Source organism: Pseudarthrobacter sp. R1, from assembly GCF_024494415.1.
In the GTDB taxonomy this organism is placed as follows: Bacteria; Actinomycetota; Actinomycetes; order Actinomycetales; family Micrococcaceae; genus Arthrobacter.
This window is the reverse complement of record NZ_JAMKFI010000006.1, coordinates 213,487-227,944: the sequence shown is the minus strand read 5'-3', so window position 1 is coordinate 227,944 and position 14,458 is coordinate 213,487. Positions and strand designations below refer to the sequence as shown.

Genomic DNA, 14,458 nt, shown 5'->3' with positions numbered 1-14,458 from the left:
ATCGACCCCTCCCCGCAGGGTTTACGCACCCGTGTCCATGGGGACCGCGGCATGGGCAGGGGTGCCCATCGACACTGTTTTGAGGGCCGGGGTAGGTTTTAGGCAATGGATCTTCCGGATGAGCCGGGGGGCCGCTGGGGATGCCGACCTTATTCGGATCCACGAGTTTACAAGGAGAAACTGATGGCTATTTGGGGTGCAGACGTTCAGCAGCTTCGTCAGCTGGGCAGCAAGCTTCAGGCAGGTGCGTCCGAGATCGAGACGCAGAAGTCCACGCTCACCAAGGTCCTGAGCAGCACCAACTGGGAGGGCCCCGACGCGGACAAGTTCCGCAACGAGTGGTCCGGAACCCACACCACCATGCTGACCAAGGTGGCGGAAGCACTCAAGGAAGCCGGCGACAAGGCCAGGCGCAACGCCGAAGAGCAGGACCAGGCTTCCCGCTAGTCCCGCAGCAGTGCAGGTTCCCGAAGGAGCCGAAGCGCTGCCAGGGCCCGGACACTTTCGAGAGTGTCCGGGCCCTGCCATTTCAGAACCGGGGTTGTTGAGGCGGCAGCAACTCCGGCGACAGTCTCGCCTAAGGCACGGGTTCGACGTCGTTCGCGTGTTCCAGCGGCGACGCCGCCTTGGGTGCTTCCGGCCCGCCGGTTGTGGCTGACGCCGGTGCGGGGCCCCGCAGTTCGTCGAGCCGGACCAGGATGACGCCGCCCACAATCAGCGCGCCGCCCAGGAGCTGGATGGCGCCCGGCAGTTCGCCCAGCAGCAGCCACGCCCACACCACGGCAAAGAGGACCTCTGTCAGCGACACGAAGGACGCCACCTTCGAGCCCAGGGCACGGGCGGCCATAATGCCGGACACGTAGGCCAGTACCGTGGCCAGGATGACCAGGCCGGCCAGCGAAACCCACCAGGGAGTCACCCATGGGCCGAGTTTGGTGTCGGCCGTGCTGAAGGCCATGGGCAGCAGACCCGTGGCCGCCGCCAACCACATGGCGGCGGCCCCCACCAGGAGTCCGCCGGAGGCCAGGACGATGGGCGGAAGTGAGTCGTTCTCCTTCGCGGTGATGAAGAAGTAGATGGCAAGGCACACTGCCGCGGCCATGCCCCAGAACACCCCCACGAGGTCGATCTTCACCGCGCCCGTGAGGTCCAGGACCAGGACCAGGCCGGCGAGGGAAAGCAACGTTCCTCCGAAGGTCAGCACCCGCGGCCGCTTCCGGCTGGCCGCCCAGAGCCACAGCACAATGATCACCGGAGCGAGGTACTCGAGCAGGAGTGCGACGCCCACGGAAAGCCGGGCAACGGCGTTGAAGTAGAACAACTGGCAGGCTGCGACCCCGATCAGGCCGAAGAGCAGGATGGTGACCCAGTTGTCCCGGAGCTGGTGCCAGCGGCCGCGCAGGGCGGGAACCGCAGGAATGGCGAGGATCAGGGCAGCGCCGGTGAGCCGGGCGGTGACCGCAGCTCCCGGCGACCATCCTGTTTCCAGCAAGGCTTTGGCAAAGGATCCGGAGAGGCCAAAAACAGCAGACGAGAAAAGTGCAATGCCGAGGCCGGAGGCGAGGAAGCTGCGTTTGTCTGCGGGCACCCTCAGGCCGGGGGTGCGGTCGCTTGCGGCAGACATCGTTGCCTCCTGTCAGGAGTAAAGTGGGGCTATGGTCATGACAGTACGGGACAGCACTGTAAGGAGTCAAGATGGTTTTTGCCCCTGACACTGAGGTGGCTCTGCGCAGCGTGGTGAATTTGGTCAATTCGGCGGCCAACGGAAGCGAGGGACTGGCATCCACGGAGGACCTGGACCGTTTCCTGGCAGCGGAAGGATTCAGCGGATCGCGCACCCGGGACGACGACGAGCTGGCGGGCGTGCGCCGACTGCGCCAACAGCTTGCGGCGCTGTGGACCGCGGACGAAGACTCCGCTGTGGAGACGGTCAACCGCCTGCTCCGGGAAGCCAGGGCCCTGCCGCAGCTGGTGAAGCACGACGACTGGGACTGGCACCTTCATGCCACCACTCCCGAGGCCCCGCTGGTGGACCGTATGAGCACGGAAGCGGCCATGGCCCTGGCAGACGTGATCCGAGGGAAGGAGATGGACCGGATGCGGATCTGCGAGTCGGAGGATTGCGATGCTGCGGTGCTTGACCTCAGCAGGAACCGGTCAAAACGGTACTGCGATACCGGGAACTGCGCCAACCGTGCCCACGTGGCGGCCTACCGGGCACGCCAGGCGGCAACAAGTTAGGCGCCTAGCGGGGGCCCGGGTTGCCGGACTCATCAGGGGATCCCGGGTCCTGCGGGCCCGGGGCACCGAAGCCGTGGGATTTCTTCGGAGCCGAGCTGAGGTTCACGCCCGACCCCTTGCCCAGGTAATCGGCGTTGTCCTTGTGGCTCATGGAGAGCATCGCGGCAATTACCAGAGTGACAATGAAGGCGATGCCGGCAGCGGTGAAGGCCAGGTCGAAGCGGGGGGCACGCGCACTGCCGCCGGAGGCGAAAATCACGACGGCGACGAAGGCGATCGCGGCCCAGAATGCGGAGAACATCAGCGGGCCCTTCACCGAGGTCCGCATCTTGCGCGGATGTCCTGGTTGCTGGTCTGCCACGGTGATTCCTCCCTGCAGGCGGCGCGCCGGCCAGCCTGGGTCAATGTCTTTCGGTAGTAAGCCCGGCTATCTTCTACGCAAAGTAGAACCGGACATCTCCTAGTTTACGGGTTTCCCGCTTCAGTGCGGGCATCGTGCCGGATGGTCAGCCCGGCAAGGGCCCAGAGCACGCCGGAGATGATGGCCCCGCCGCCGGCAACGCCCAGCAGCGCATGCGCCCCGAGGCTGATAAAAAAGGGCAGGATAATGGCCGTCCCAAGGGCAATAATTCCCGAGGCAATCCAGTCCCGGGCCAGCACGTGCCGGCCGCGGAATGCCAGCCCGCAATACAGCTCCAGGGCTCCCGCCACGCCCAGGCCCAGGGCGGCAATCACGCCAAACAGCAGGTCCCCGTGCAGCACTATCAGCGCAAACCCCGCGCCGGCAAGCACGGAACCGGCGGCGGAAAGCACTTTGCCCGTCCTGCTGTCCCGCTGGAAGCCGGTTGCCGGAATACCCCACATCAGCAGCAGCCCGGTGGCCAGCAGGTAGAGCCCGCCCGACCACCCCATAACCTCCACGGACGGCGCCGCCCAGAAGATGGTCACAGCCCCAAAGACCAGCGCCGCTGCGGAACGGAGCAGCACCGGCTTCCACAGCTCGCCCGTGGGAGCCGTTCCGGAAGCAGTACCTGCGGGAGTTCTCGGTTGGGTCACCGGTCCAGTTTAGTGGGGCACCGCCCTACGGCGAACCCAGCACCATCCAATGGTCGGACCGCGCGCGGGCGCCGAGCGTGAGGGCACGCGCCGCCATGTAGCCCAGGGCGAAGGCGGCCCACAGCCAGCCCAACCCTGCCGCGCCCCCTGCTCCTGACAGCGCTACGGCGATCAACAGCGGCGCGTACGCGACGAGATTAACCACCCCGGCGAGTGCCAGGTATTTGGCATCACCGGCGCCGATCAACACCCCGTCGAGGACAAAGACATAGCCGGCCATGGGCTGGCCGGCGGCAAGGATCCACAGGGCGACGGCCAGGACGCTCTGCACGTCAGGATCCGGGGTGAAAAGGGAGCCCGCCCAGGGTGCGGCCGCCGCCAGGAGCGCGCCGGTGACCGCTCCGAAGCCCAGTCCCCAGCGGGTCATGGTCCTGGTCAGGAGCCGCGCCTTTGCAGGGTTGGCGGCGCCCAGTTCCTTGCCAATCAGCGCCTGCGCGGCGATGGCGAGGGCATCCAGGGCGAAGGCCAGGAAGGAAAAGATGGTCATGGCCAGTTGATGGGCAGCGAGGTTGACCGGCCCCTGCGAGGTGACCACAACCACCGTCGCCAGGATGGCCACACGCAGGCTGAGCGTCCGCAGCATCAGCCAGGACCCAACGCGCGTCATGCTCCGAATCCCACGCCAGCTCGGCAGGAGGCTGACGCCGTTCCGCTGGGCATTCCGCTTTACCATCACCAGGTAGACGGCCGCCATGGCCCATTGCGCCAGGCTGGTACCCACGGCGGAACCCGTGACGGACCAGCCCAGGCCGTAGACCAGCCACAGGTTCAGGACGATGTTCAGGGCGAACCCGGCGGTGGCCACCACCAGCGGCGTTCGGGTGTCCTGCAGGCCGCGAAGCAGCCCGGTGCCGGCAAAAATGAGCAGCATGGCCACCAGCCCCGGCATGGACCAGCGGAGGTAGTCGACGGCGAAAGTGCGCACCTCGCCCTCCGCGCCCAGCAGTCCGATCAACGGGTCTGCGGCCAGGGAGCCTGCCACGGCGAGGACGGTGCCGAGCAGCAGTGCCAGCCAGACGCCGTCGCGCCCGGCCGCCAGGGCCTTGCCCAGCTGGCCGTCGCCGATGGCGCGGGCCACGGCGGGAGTGGTGGAATAGGCCAGGAAAACCATCAGGCCGACGGCGGTATGCAGCACGGCCGACGCCAGCCCCACCCCCGCGAGCTGCGCTACGCCAAGGTGGCCCACGATGGCCGAATCAGCCAGCAGGAACAGGGGTTCGGCCACGAGCGCACCGAAAGCCGGCACAGCCAGCCGGAGGATTTCGCGGGCATGTCCCTTCGGTGGCGCGGCCGCCGCAGGGGCAGGTAATTGGGGCACCCAGCCAGCCTAATGCGCCTTCCGTGCATGACCACGAGTGCATGACAAACGCCACATTGTGACGTAATTGGTTGACACTTCAAGTATTAGCAGGGAGACTTAAGTCCTATGAACCAGTCACGACTTACCACCACCGCCATTACCGCCCTCCGGATTGTCCTCGGTTTCCTCTTTGCAGCCCACGGCTGGCAGAAGTTTAACGAATGGACCATCGCAGGCACCCAGGCGTCATTTGCCAAGATGGGAGTCCCGGCAGCGGAAATTGCCGCGCCGGCCGTCGCCGTACTGGAACTGGCCGGCGGAATCGCCCTGATCCTTGGCATTCTCACCCGCGTGGTTGCAGCACTCCTGGCCCTGGACATGCTGGGCGCCCTGTTCCTGGTTCACGCCCCTGCCGGCGTTTTCGCCGCGAACGGCGGCTACGAACTGGTCCTGCTCCTCGCGGCAGCAGCCTTCGCCCTGGCCCTCACTGGCGCCGGCCGCCTCTCCGTGGACCGCGCCGTCTTTGGCCGAAGCAACTCAAAGCTGGCCGTCCTGGCCTAACCAACTACGTCCGGCTGAAGCCGGGAAACCGCGACGGCGGATGGGCACCTCGGTGCGCATCCGCCGTCGCGCTCTTAATTGCCGGAGCTGCACGGGGGGCGGGCCGCTTATGCCGGCAGCGCGGAGCCGTGGGGAACAAACCGGAACATCCGACACCAGAAACTCACGGGAAAGTTCGGAAAACGCTTGCCAGGTGACCAGTGCGGCTGATAAACCAATGAGTGCTGCAGTGAGAGCTGCACCACTCCATCCCAGGTCTCAGTCCTATCGCCGGCCACCCCGGCCACCCCTCAGCTTGAAATGCGCTGCCACCACCAGCACACTCCTGCTTTGAATCGTTCCAACCTTCCTGGGTACCGCTTTGCCACCGCTCATCGAAGGAGATGTCCGTGAACACACCCCCGCAAATGCCTCCACTCTCCAAGGAAGCTCCGCCACCCCGCCAGCGCAGGCTCCCGGCCGCAGCGAAAGCAGTCACAGCCGCCGTGGCCTCCGCTGCCATCGCTTTCACCGGGCTTCCGGCAGCCCAGGCGGATACCGCCCTGCCCCCGGTGGGAAGCGGCTTCAAATTCGACTTTGGCCCTGGCGCCACCGCAGACGGCTACACGGCCATAGCCGCCGGCACCCAGTATTCTGCCGGCACCAAGTTCGGCTTCACCGATACGGCCGTCACCTCCGGGGTGGACCGCGGCACGGGCGATCCGTTGCGGTCCGACTTTGTCCAGGCCCAGGGGAGTTCGTTCCTGGTGGACCTGCCCAATGGGGACTACACGGTCAAGCTGATCGCCGGCGACGCAGCGGAAGCCACCAACATCGCCATCACGGCCGAGAAGATGGCCAAGGTCCAGGCAACCGACAAGCCCGCCGGCCAGTACCTGGAGATGGAATTCCCCATCTCGCTGGTGGATGGACAACTCAACCTGGACTTCACCGGTACGGCGGCCAAGATCAACTCCCTGGTGATCGCGGCCCGTGCTCCGCGCACCGCCACCACTGACCCCGGCGTCTATCTCGCGGGGGACTCCACCGTGCAGACCTACGACCCGGGTTTCGCCCCCCAAGCGGGCTGGGGCCAGATGATCGACCGGTATTTCGACGACAGCGTCACCTTCAAGAACCACGCCATCGGCGGCCGGAGCTCCAAGAACTTCATCAGCCAGGGACGGCTGGACGAGATCCTGCGCGTCATCAACCCCGGCGACTACCTGATGGTCCAGTTCGGCCACAACGATGCCACCGTCGGCGTCGATGACCGCTACGCCTCGCCCGCCGATTACAAGGAATACCTCCGGACCTACGTCAACGGCGCCCGCCAGCGCGGCGCCACGCCAATCCTGGTGACCCCTGTGGGACGCCGGGACTACGACGAAGCCACGGGCAAGTTCCGGGTCAGCTTCCCTGAGTACGTAGCCAAGATGCAGGAACTGGCCGCTGAGGAAAACGTTGCCCTGGTGGACCTCTCCGCCTCGAGCCGCGCCTACTACGACGCAATCGGCCCGGAGGACACCAAGTCCGTCTTCCTCCACGTAGACGCCGGCGTCTACCCCAACCGCCCCACCGGCACGGTTGACAACACCCACTTCCAGGAATACGGCGCCATCCAGATCGCGCGCCTGGTTGCCGGCGGGGTCAAGGAGCTCAGCGTTCCGCTGGCCTCCCGCGTCAAAGAGGCCGCGCCGCCGTCGTCGGTTCCTGCCAAGCCGCAGGGACTGGTGGCCGGCAGCGTCTCCAACGCCGGGGCACTTCTGAAGTGGCAGCCCGTCGAAGGCGCGGACATCTACAAGGTGTACCGCAAGCTGGCCTCCGAGCCGGACAGCGCCTACAAACTCACCACCACTTCAACTGTCCCCACCGCCAACCTGGGCGGGCTGGCCGAAGGTACCGCCTACAACGTCCGGATCGCCGCCATGAACGGCAAGGGTCTTTCCGAACCCAGCGACCCTCTGGCCGTAACCACGAAACAGGCGAAGTACAAGTTCGATTTTGGACCTGCGGGGGCACCGCTTGAGGCAGGCTACACCGAGGTCAACCGGACCATGGCGTACACCCCGCAGCGGGGCTTCGGCTTCAAGGACATCTCGGTGCTCAGCGACCGGGACCGGGGAGCGGTGACCAGCAACCTGCTGCGCGACTTCGTCCTCAGCGGCTCCAGCTTCGAATTCCAGCTCGACGTTCCCAACGGCACTTACGCCCTGAAGACGTACCACAGCGACTGGATCGGCTCCACACGGACGGACGTCGCCGCCGAGGGCACTCCCTTCGGCCAGGTGTCTTCCAGCCGGGCATCCTCGGCAACCAAGATCATCAACCAGGTCCTGGTCTCCGACGGTCAGCTCAACCTGTCCATCAGCGGCTCGGGCCAGCGGCTCAACGGCCTGGAGGTTACGCCGCTGCTGGTGGGTCCCACCAACCTGCACACGGTTGCGGTTAACGCCGCTGCAGAACCGCCTACCGTTGACCTCGCCTGGGATGCTGTGGCAGACGCCGCCACCTACAAGGTGTTCCGCCAGGCATCCTTTGAAGCTGAGCCACAGCTGATCGCCGAAAACGTGACGGCAGCGTCCTTCCAGGACACCACTGCCTTCGCAGGCCTGAAGTACAAGTACTTCGTCACCGCACTGGACAGCACAGGCCTTGAATCGGTGCCCTCCAACACTGTGGAGACCGCCCTGGTGGATCCCAACACACCAGTCCCGGCGGCCACCAGCAAGGTGGACGTAAAGGCTGTGGAGAAGACCAGTGTCACGCTCAAGTGGCAGAAAGTCCCCGGCGCTGCGGCATACCAGGTCTACCGGTCCACCTCACCCGACGGGCCCTTTGACTACGTGGGCCGTGCCACCGAGGTGAACTACACCGACTACACCGTGCTGACCACCATCAAGTACTACTACCGCGTTACCACCGTGAACAAGGGCGGCGAATCCGTGCCCTCCCCCGTGGTGGGAACGGAAAAGGTCACCGTGGTGAACCGGCAAATGGAGCAGTTGGACCGGGCCCCCGTGGCCCTGCTCACCGGTGACGGCGTACGGGTGGGCTGGCGCATGCTGGGCCTGGACCCTGAGCAAGTCGGTTTCCATGTGATCCGGGACGGCGTCCAGCTCACGGACGAGCCGATCCGCAGCAGCACCACCTACCTGGATCCCGCTGGAACAGCGTCCTCCAAGTACGTCATCAAGACCGTGGGCAACGGCGGGGACCAGCTCACCGCCGAGTTCACGCCGCTTGCCCAGGACTACCTGTCCATCAAGCTCGACAAGCCCGCCGACGACTACACCAAGGACGGCCAGCCCTACAGCTACTCCGCCGGTGACTCCAGCGTCGCGGACCTGGATGGCGACGGGACCTACGAAGTCATCCAGATGTGGTCGCCGTCCAATTCCAAGGACAACTCGCAGGCGGGCTACACCGGCACTGTCTACGTGGATGCCTACAGGATGGACGGCACCAGGCTCTGGCGCATCAACATGGGGCCGAACATCCGTGCCGGCGCCCACTACACCCAGCTCCTCGCGTATGACTTCGACGGCGACGGCAAGGCTGAGGTGGCCATGAAAACGGCCGACGGTACCCGGGACGCGGCCGGCACAGCGATTGGCAACCCCAGCGCCGACCACCGCAACAGCACCGGCTACGTGCTGACCGGCGATGAATTCCTGACGGTGTTCCACGGCGCCACCGGCACCGTGATGGACACGGTGAAGTACGATCCTCCCCGCGGCGACGTGGGGGCGTGGGGCGACACCTACGGCAACCGCGTTGACCGGTTCCTTGGTGCCGTTGCGTACCTCGACGGCGAGCACCCGTCCATGATGTTCAGCCGCGGCTATTACACCCGTGCCGTGCTCGCTACGTACGACCTGGTGGGCGGCAAGATCGTGAAGCGCTGGGTCTTCGATTCGGACGCTGCCGGCGCGCAGTACCGCGGCCAGGGCAACCACAACCTGTCCGTCGCCGACGTTGATGCCGACGGCAAGGATGAGTTTGTTTTCGGGTCCATGACGATCGACGATAACGGCAAGCCGCTGTACAACACCGGCCTCGGCCACGGCGACGCCATCCACACGAGCGACCTCGATCCGTCCCGCCCGGGGCTGGAGACCTTCGCTGCCCACGAGGACATGGGTTCCAGCGGCAACAAGGGCGCGACATTCCGGGATTCACGGACAGGTGAAGTGCTGTGGAGCATTCCGGCCACCAAGGACACGGGACGCGCTGCAGCGGGAGACATCGACCCCCGCCATCCGGGTGCCGAAGGCTGGGCCATCGGCGGCGACGCTGCCTGGAACTCCGCTGTCGGTGAGCTCCGCTCAGCGAAGGGCCAGCTGATTGCCAACAACATCCCGGCAGCCAATTTCCTGGCCTGGTGGGACGGCGACCTGCTGCGCGAAATCGTGGACCATGACTGGAACGCCACCACCAACACGGGCACCCCCAGCATCGCCAAGTGGAACTGGGAGACGGAATCCAGCGACAGGCTGCTGACAGCAACCGGTGCCAAGACCAACAACAGCACCAAGGGGAACCCTGCCATCCAGGCGGATCTCCTGGGTGACTGGCGTGAGGAACTGGCATGGCCTTCGGCCGACAGCACGGAGCTGCGCATCTACACCACCTCCGCAGCCACGGATGTCCGGCTGCGCACCCTGATGCATGATCCGGTGTACCGGCTCTCGGTTGCGCGTGAGAACATCGCCTACAACCAGCCGCCGCACCCCGGCTTCTTCATCGGAGAAGGCATGGAGCTTCCTGCCCAGCCGGACATTGTGTACACCCGCGCCGGCTAACTTGCCGCGATCGCACTGAGCTGTTCAAGCAATGCCCCGTCCGCCCTTCGGCGGGCGGGGCATTGCTGTTGGCTCCAATGTTGCACGCCCAACCCATGGGTAACCGGCGGCGCCAGTAAGATCGCACCATGACTGAGACCGGCACTCCCAACTCCGTGACCCTCCGCTTCCTGGCAGCCCCCACGGACGTTGGCCACAGCGGTTCCGTAGACGCGGGAACCGTCCTTGAGTGGGTGGACAAGGCTGCCTACGCTGCCGCCGTGGGCTGGGCAAAGTCCTATTGCGTGACCGCCTATGTGGGGAACATCCACTTCGCCGACCCGGTGAACAGCGGAGACATGGTGGAAGTGGAAGCGACCATCGTCTACACCGGACGCTCATCCATGCACATCCGGACCGTGGTGTCCTCGGGGGATCCGAAGGGTGGCCCAGCCACCATGCGCAGCCAGTGCATGGTGATTTTTGTGGCCGTCGGCGAGGACGGAAAGCCCATCCCGGTTAAGCAGTTCGAGCCTGGCACGGCTAAAGAAATCGAGCAGCGGGACCACGCCCTTGCCCGCATTAGGATCCGCGAGCAGATCGTCGAAGCCATGAACCGGCAGGAATATACGGAGGCGGGCACAGCCGAGAGGGTGACGCTGCGGTTCATGGCCGCACCCACGGACGTGAACTGGGGCGGAAAGGTCCACGGCGGCATCGTGATGAAGTGGATTGACGAAGCCGCCTACGTCTGCGCGTCCCGCTACTGCGGGAAGGACACCGTGGCCGTGTTCTCCGGTGGGGTCCGGTTCTACCGCCCACTGCTGATCGGCCATGTGGTTGAGGTGGAAGCGCGCCTGGTATACACGGGGACGAAAGGCATGCACATCGCCGTCCACGTCCGCTCCGGCGATCCCAAGGGCGGCGAACTGAACCTCACCACCTATTGCCTCACCGTGATGGTGGCGCGCGACGCCGACGGCAACTCTGTGCCCGTTCCACCTTGGGTGCCCGTCAGCGAAGAGGACAAGAGGCTCCACGCCCACGCCCGCGAACTGCTGGAAATCAGGGGCACAGCGCCGGGAAACCGGCTGCCGAACCATCTGCTTGCGCAGGGCTGAAGACCAGCGGCAAAAGTCCGCTGGATGACCTGCCCCGGCGGGGAGCGCCGGCCTTAGAAGCCTCCGCCGCCGGCGTCGGCCGCCATGTTGGCGAACCGGGAGTAGTGGCCCTGGAAGGCCACCACAATGTCCTTGGTGGGGCCGTTACGGTGCTTGGCCACCAGGATGTCGGCCTCACCCGCGCGCGGTGATTCCTTGTCGTAAACGTCCTCGCGGTGGAGCAGGATCACCATGTCCGCGTCCTGCTCAATGGAGCCGGATTCACGGAGGTCCGACACCATAGGCCGCTTGTCCGAGCGCTGCTCCGACCCACGGTTCAGCTGCGACAGGGCGATCACGGGAACCTGCAGCTCCTTGGCCAGCAGCTTCAGGGCACGGGAAAACTCGGAGACTTCCTGCTGGCGGGACTCCACCTTCTTGCCGGAACTCATCAGCTGCAGGTAGTCGAGGATGACGAGCTTGAGATCGTGCTGCTGCTTCAGCCGGCGGCACTTAGCGCGGATTTCCATCAGGGACATGTTGGGGCTGTCGTCGATGAACAGCGGGGCATCGTTCATGCGGCCCATGGTGGTGGCGATCTTGGACCACTGCTCGTCCTTGATGGTGCCCTTCCGGAGATCCTGCAGCCCGATGGTGGCCTCGGCCGAGAGGAGGCGCATGGCGATCTCGTTCCGGCCCATTTCAAGCGAGAACATAACAGTAGCCAGGTTGTTCTTGATGGCGGCGGAGCGGGCAAAGTCCAGGGCGAAGGTGGATTTACCCACGGCGGGACGGGCGGCGATAACGATCATCTGGCCCGGGTGGAGCCCGTGCGTGAGCTCGTCGAGTTCAAAAAAGCCGGTGGGCACACCGGTCATGCCCTCGCCGCGGTGCCCGGACGCCTCGATCTCGTCCACCGTGGACTCCATGACGTCCTTGAGGACCACGTAGTCCTCAGCCGTCCGGCGTTCCGCCACAGCGTAGACCTCGGCCTGGGCCTGGTTGACCAGGTCTTCCACCTCGCCGTCCGAGCCGTAGCCCAGCTGGACGATCTTGGTGCCGGCGTTCACGAGACGCCGGAGGACCGCCCGTTCGGCAACGATCTCTGCGTAATAACCCGCGTTGGCTGCAGTGGGAACGGTCTGGATCAGCTCATGCAGGTAGGCGGGGCCGCCGATCCGGTTGATCTCGGCGCGCTTGGTGAGCTCATCGGAGACTGTGACGGCGTCGGCCGGCTCACCCCGGCCGTAGAGGTCGATGATGGCTTCATAGATGGTTTCATGTGCGGGCCGGTAGAAATCCTGGCCACGGAGGATTTCCACGACGTCGGCAATGGCGTCCTTGGACAACATCATTCCGCCAAGGACAGACTGTTCGGCGGGGATGTCCTGCGGGGGCTTCCGGCTCACGTCCGATCCGCGGGTGGCCTCGATCGGATCCAGATGCGCTACTGACAAAACTGCCGTCCTCCACTGTGTACCGGGACCGAAGTGCCCGGTGGTTAACCATCCTGCTAAAGGCGTTGCGCCGCCCAAGCCGCGCCCACCTGTCCAGGTTTACCGGCGGGGTCTGACAATCGTGCACAACCCGCGAAAGTGCGGGCTTTGCCGGAGTTATCCCCACTATCCACAGGTTTTCCACATTTGGCCGTCCCTGCAGGTTGCAGCGGTCCGTCCCGTACCGTTTCACCGCCCTGTTGAAGCCGTAGCGGGCACCAAAAACAGGTACCCCGCTACGCTAGCCGCCAGGCGTTCAGCCTCCAAGCCCGCATGCGGGAGAGGTTGTGGATAACCTGTGCACTACCGGGCATAGCTTGTGCACAGCCTGTGGGGAAAGCTGTGGAAACTAAAAAACTTTGGAACCACTTATACCTTTGACCTGCGGAAACGTCATTGCCGGCATGTGGAGTAAATATTTCTTTTGGGGAATTTCATCCACAGCCGGCACCGCGGACGCCAGCAAGGAGAGACGCCCGGGGGCCGCCAGCCGATACTGCCGGCGGCCTTGTGGCAATCATCATATTCCGCCCTGCCGATTTGACCCGGCCCCGTTGCCCGCCTTTATGCACGATGCCGAATATTGCTGTGGATAACCCGGATCTGGCATAAGCTCTATGCATGGGCGAACTACTGCTGATGCTGTTGCCTGCGATTGTTTTGGTGGCGCTCATATGGGGTCTTTTCACCGCCCTGAGCCCGCGCGACTCGGGGATGTCCGACGCCGAAAAATACCAGCGCGACCTGGCGGAGCGTTCGGCACAGCATTACGCAGCCCAAGTCGCCGCTGCCACCGCCGCCCGGGCCCGGCTGGAACGGAATACGAAGCCCAGCCAGAACACCGCCCAGGCAAAGCAATCAGATCTGGCTGCTGCCAGGAAGCACATAGAACGGCTTTAGACAATGGAATCGCTCCTGGCCCCTGTCCTTATCCTCCTGGCAGTCATTGCCGGAGTAACGCTGGCTGCCCGCGCCATCAGCAGGCGGAAGGCCGCCCGCAGCGCAGAACCGGCGGAACCCGCCATTACCCCCGCCGAGCTGGCCCGCACGGCCGCCGCCAAACTTTCCGAAGAGGAACACCGCAGGCTCTATGCCTTGATCGCGCAAGGCCAGGCCATGGCGGCCATCAAGCTGTACTACGAGGCCACAGGAGAGGGCCTGCGGGCGTCCCGTGACGCCGTCGGGGCCCTGGCATCCCACCCGCAGCCCTACCGGGGAACGGAGGCTCCCCCTGCGCCCGTTGAAGACGACGAGGACGAGGAGCCGCAGCGCTTCCCCTACCGCTACCGTGCAATCGCCAGCAAAGGCGATGTGACCCGGGAAGTCAGCAGCAACATGCTCAATGACGAGATCTACGGAAGGATCCGCACGCTGGCCCGCAGCGGGGACACGGAAGGTGCTGCCACCGCCCTGACCCGGCACTCGGACATCACGCTGAAGCAGGCAAGGGAATTCATCGAACTACTGGACGACTAACGTACGGGGCGGCCAGCCTTCCCGGCGGAGCCTGGTGCCCGGGTGGGCCCAGCCTAGAAGTCGAACATCTCTCCCAGCCAGCCTTCCTTCTTCTTATGGCGCCGCCCGTCAGGATCCCGGTCGTAGTCCTGCTTGCCGTACCTGCGGTCGTCGTAGCCGCGCTGCTGTTCCCGCCGCGGTTCAAAGTTCGGATACAACGGCGGAGGCGCTACCGCGGGCGCGGGGGCCGGGCGTGCCGGTGCAGGGCCAGGCACGGAATCTGCCGCCCGGTCCAGGATCTTGTCCAGTTCCCCACGGTCCAGCCACACCCCCCGGCACTGGGGGCAGTAGTCGATCTCAACCCCGCTGCGCTCGGTCATCAACAGTTCCACTGAATCCACAGGACATTTCATGCCCACACAACGT

At 65.1% G+C, this 14,458-nt stretch carries 13 protein-coding genes; 7 read left to right on the top strand and 6 right to left on the bottom strand.

All coding sequences use genetic code 11. From position 1 onward, the window contains the following. The first annotated feature begins 183 nt into the window (after positions 1–183). Complete coding sequence (locus tag M8J71_RS07090) at positions 184–447, top strand: WXG100 family type VII secretion target (protein WP_256247244.1); 264 nt, start codon at positions 184–186, stop codon at positions 445–447. Between the two features lie 130 nt (positions 448–577). Here M8J71_RS07090 and M8J71_RS07085 read toward each other — a convergent pair whose 3' ends face one another. After that, complete coding sequence (locus M8J71_RS07085; RefSeq protein WP_256247243.1) at positions 578–1,624, bottom strand: EamA family transporter; 1,047 nt, start codon at positions 1,622–1,624, stop codon at positions 578–580. A gap of 71 nt (positions 1,625–1,695) precedes the next feature. Here M8J71_RS07085 and M8J71_RS07080 point away from each other — a divergent pair, with 71 nt between their 5' ends. Then, positions 1,696–2,241 (top strand): CGNR zinc finger domain-containing protein, encoded by a 546-nt coding sequence (locus M8J71_RS07080; protein ID WP_256247242.1) that lies wholly within the window; start codon positions 1,696–1,698, stop codon positions 2,239–2,241. A 4-nt stretch (positions 2,242–2,245) separates the two neighbouring features. Here M8J71_RS07080 and M8J71_RS07075 read toward each other — a convergent pair whose 3' ends face one another. From M8J71_RS07075 to M8J71_RS07065, 3 genes are all read right to left on the bottom strand, one after another. Beyond that, the gene (locus M8J71_RS07075; protein ID WP_256247241.1) at positions 2,246–2,602 is read right to left on the bottom strand and encodes a hypothetical protein; all 357 of its coding nucleotides are present in this window, start codon (positions 2,600–2,602) and stop codon (positions 2,246–2,248) included. Positions 2,603–2,706: 104 nt separating this feature from the next. Continuing rightward, positions 2,707–3,297 (bottom strand): hypothetical protein, encoded by a 591-nt coding sequence (locus M8J71_RS07070; protein ID WP_256247240.1) that lies wholly within the window; start codon positions 3,295–3,297, stop codon positions 2,707–2,709. A gap of 25 nt (positions 3,298–3,322) precedes the next feature. Next, positions 3,323–4,675: an MATE family efflux transporter gene (locus M8J71_RS07065; protein ID WP_256247239.1), complete on the bottom strand. Its 1,353-nt coding sequence runs from the start codon at positions 4,673–4,675 to the stop codon at positions 3,323–3,325. Positions 4,676–4,783: 108 nt separating this feature from the next. Here M8J71_RS07065 and M8J71_RS07060 point away from each other — a divergent pair, with 108 nt between their 5' ends. From M8J71_RS07060 to M8J71_RS07045, 3 genes are all read left to right on the top strand, one after another. After that, entirely contained in the window at positions 4,784–5,218 is a 435-nt protein-coding gene (locus tag M8J71_RS07060; protein WP_256247238.1) for a DoxX family protein, read from the top strand. Positions 5,219–5,607: 389 nt separating this feature from the next. After that, a complete protein-coding gene (locus tag M8J71_RS23325; protein WP_308292950.1) occupies positions 5,608–10,002 on the top strand; it encodes a rhamnogalacturonan lyase family protein in 4,395 nt (1,464 codons plus the stop codon). A 128-nt stretch (positions 10,003–10,130) separates the two neighbouring features. After that, entirely contained in the window at positions 10,131–11,102 is a 972-nt protein-coding gene (locus M8J71_RS07045) for an acyl-CoA thioesterase (RefSeq protein WP_256247237.1), read from the top strand. 53 nt (positions 11,103–11,155) lie between these two features. Here the strand turns inward: M8J71_RS07045 and dnaB are convergent, their stop codons facing one another. Then, on the bottom strand, positions 11,156–12,538 hold the full coding sequence (gene dnaB / locus M8J71_RS07040; RefSeq protein ID WP_256247236.1) for a replicative DNA helicase: 1,383 nt from the start codon (positions 12,536–12,538) through the stop codon (positions 11,156–11,158). 660 nt (positions 12,539–13,198) lie between these two features. On the opposite strand from dnaB, the gene M8J71_RS07035 reads away from it, so the two are divergent. Both M8J71_RS07035 and M8J71_RS07030 read left to right on the top strand, forming a co-directional pair. Continuing rightward, positions 13,199–13,477: a hypothetical protein gene (locus tag M8J71_RS07035; RefSeq protein WP_256247235.1), complete on the top strand. Its 279-nt coding sequence runs from the start codon at positions 13,199–13,201 to the stop codon at positions 13,475–13,477. 3 nt (positions 13,478–13,480) lie between these two features. Beyond that, positions 13,481–14,053: a hypothetical protein gene (locus tag M8J71_RS07030; RefSeq protein WP_256247234.1), complete on the top strand. Its 573-nt coding sequence runs from the start codon at positions 13,481–13,483 to the stop codon at positions 14,051–14,053. A gap of 53 nt (positions 14,054–14,106) precedes the next feature. Here M8J71_RS07030 and M8J71_RS07025 read toward each other — a convergent pair whose 3' ends face one another. Then, positions 14,107–14,445, bottom strand: coding sequence for a TFIIB-type zinc ribbon-containing protein (locus M8J71_RS07025; protein ID WP_256247233.1), 339 nt, complete (start codon positions 14,443–14,445; stop codon positions 14,107–14,109). Between the last annotated feature and the right edge of the window lie 13 nt (positions 14,446–14,458).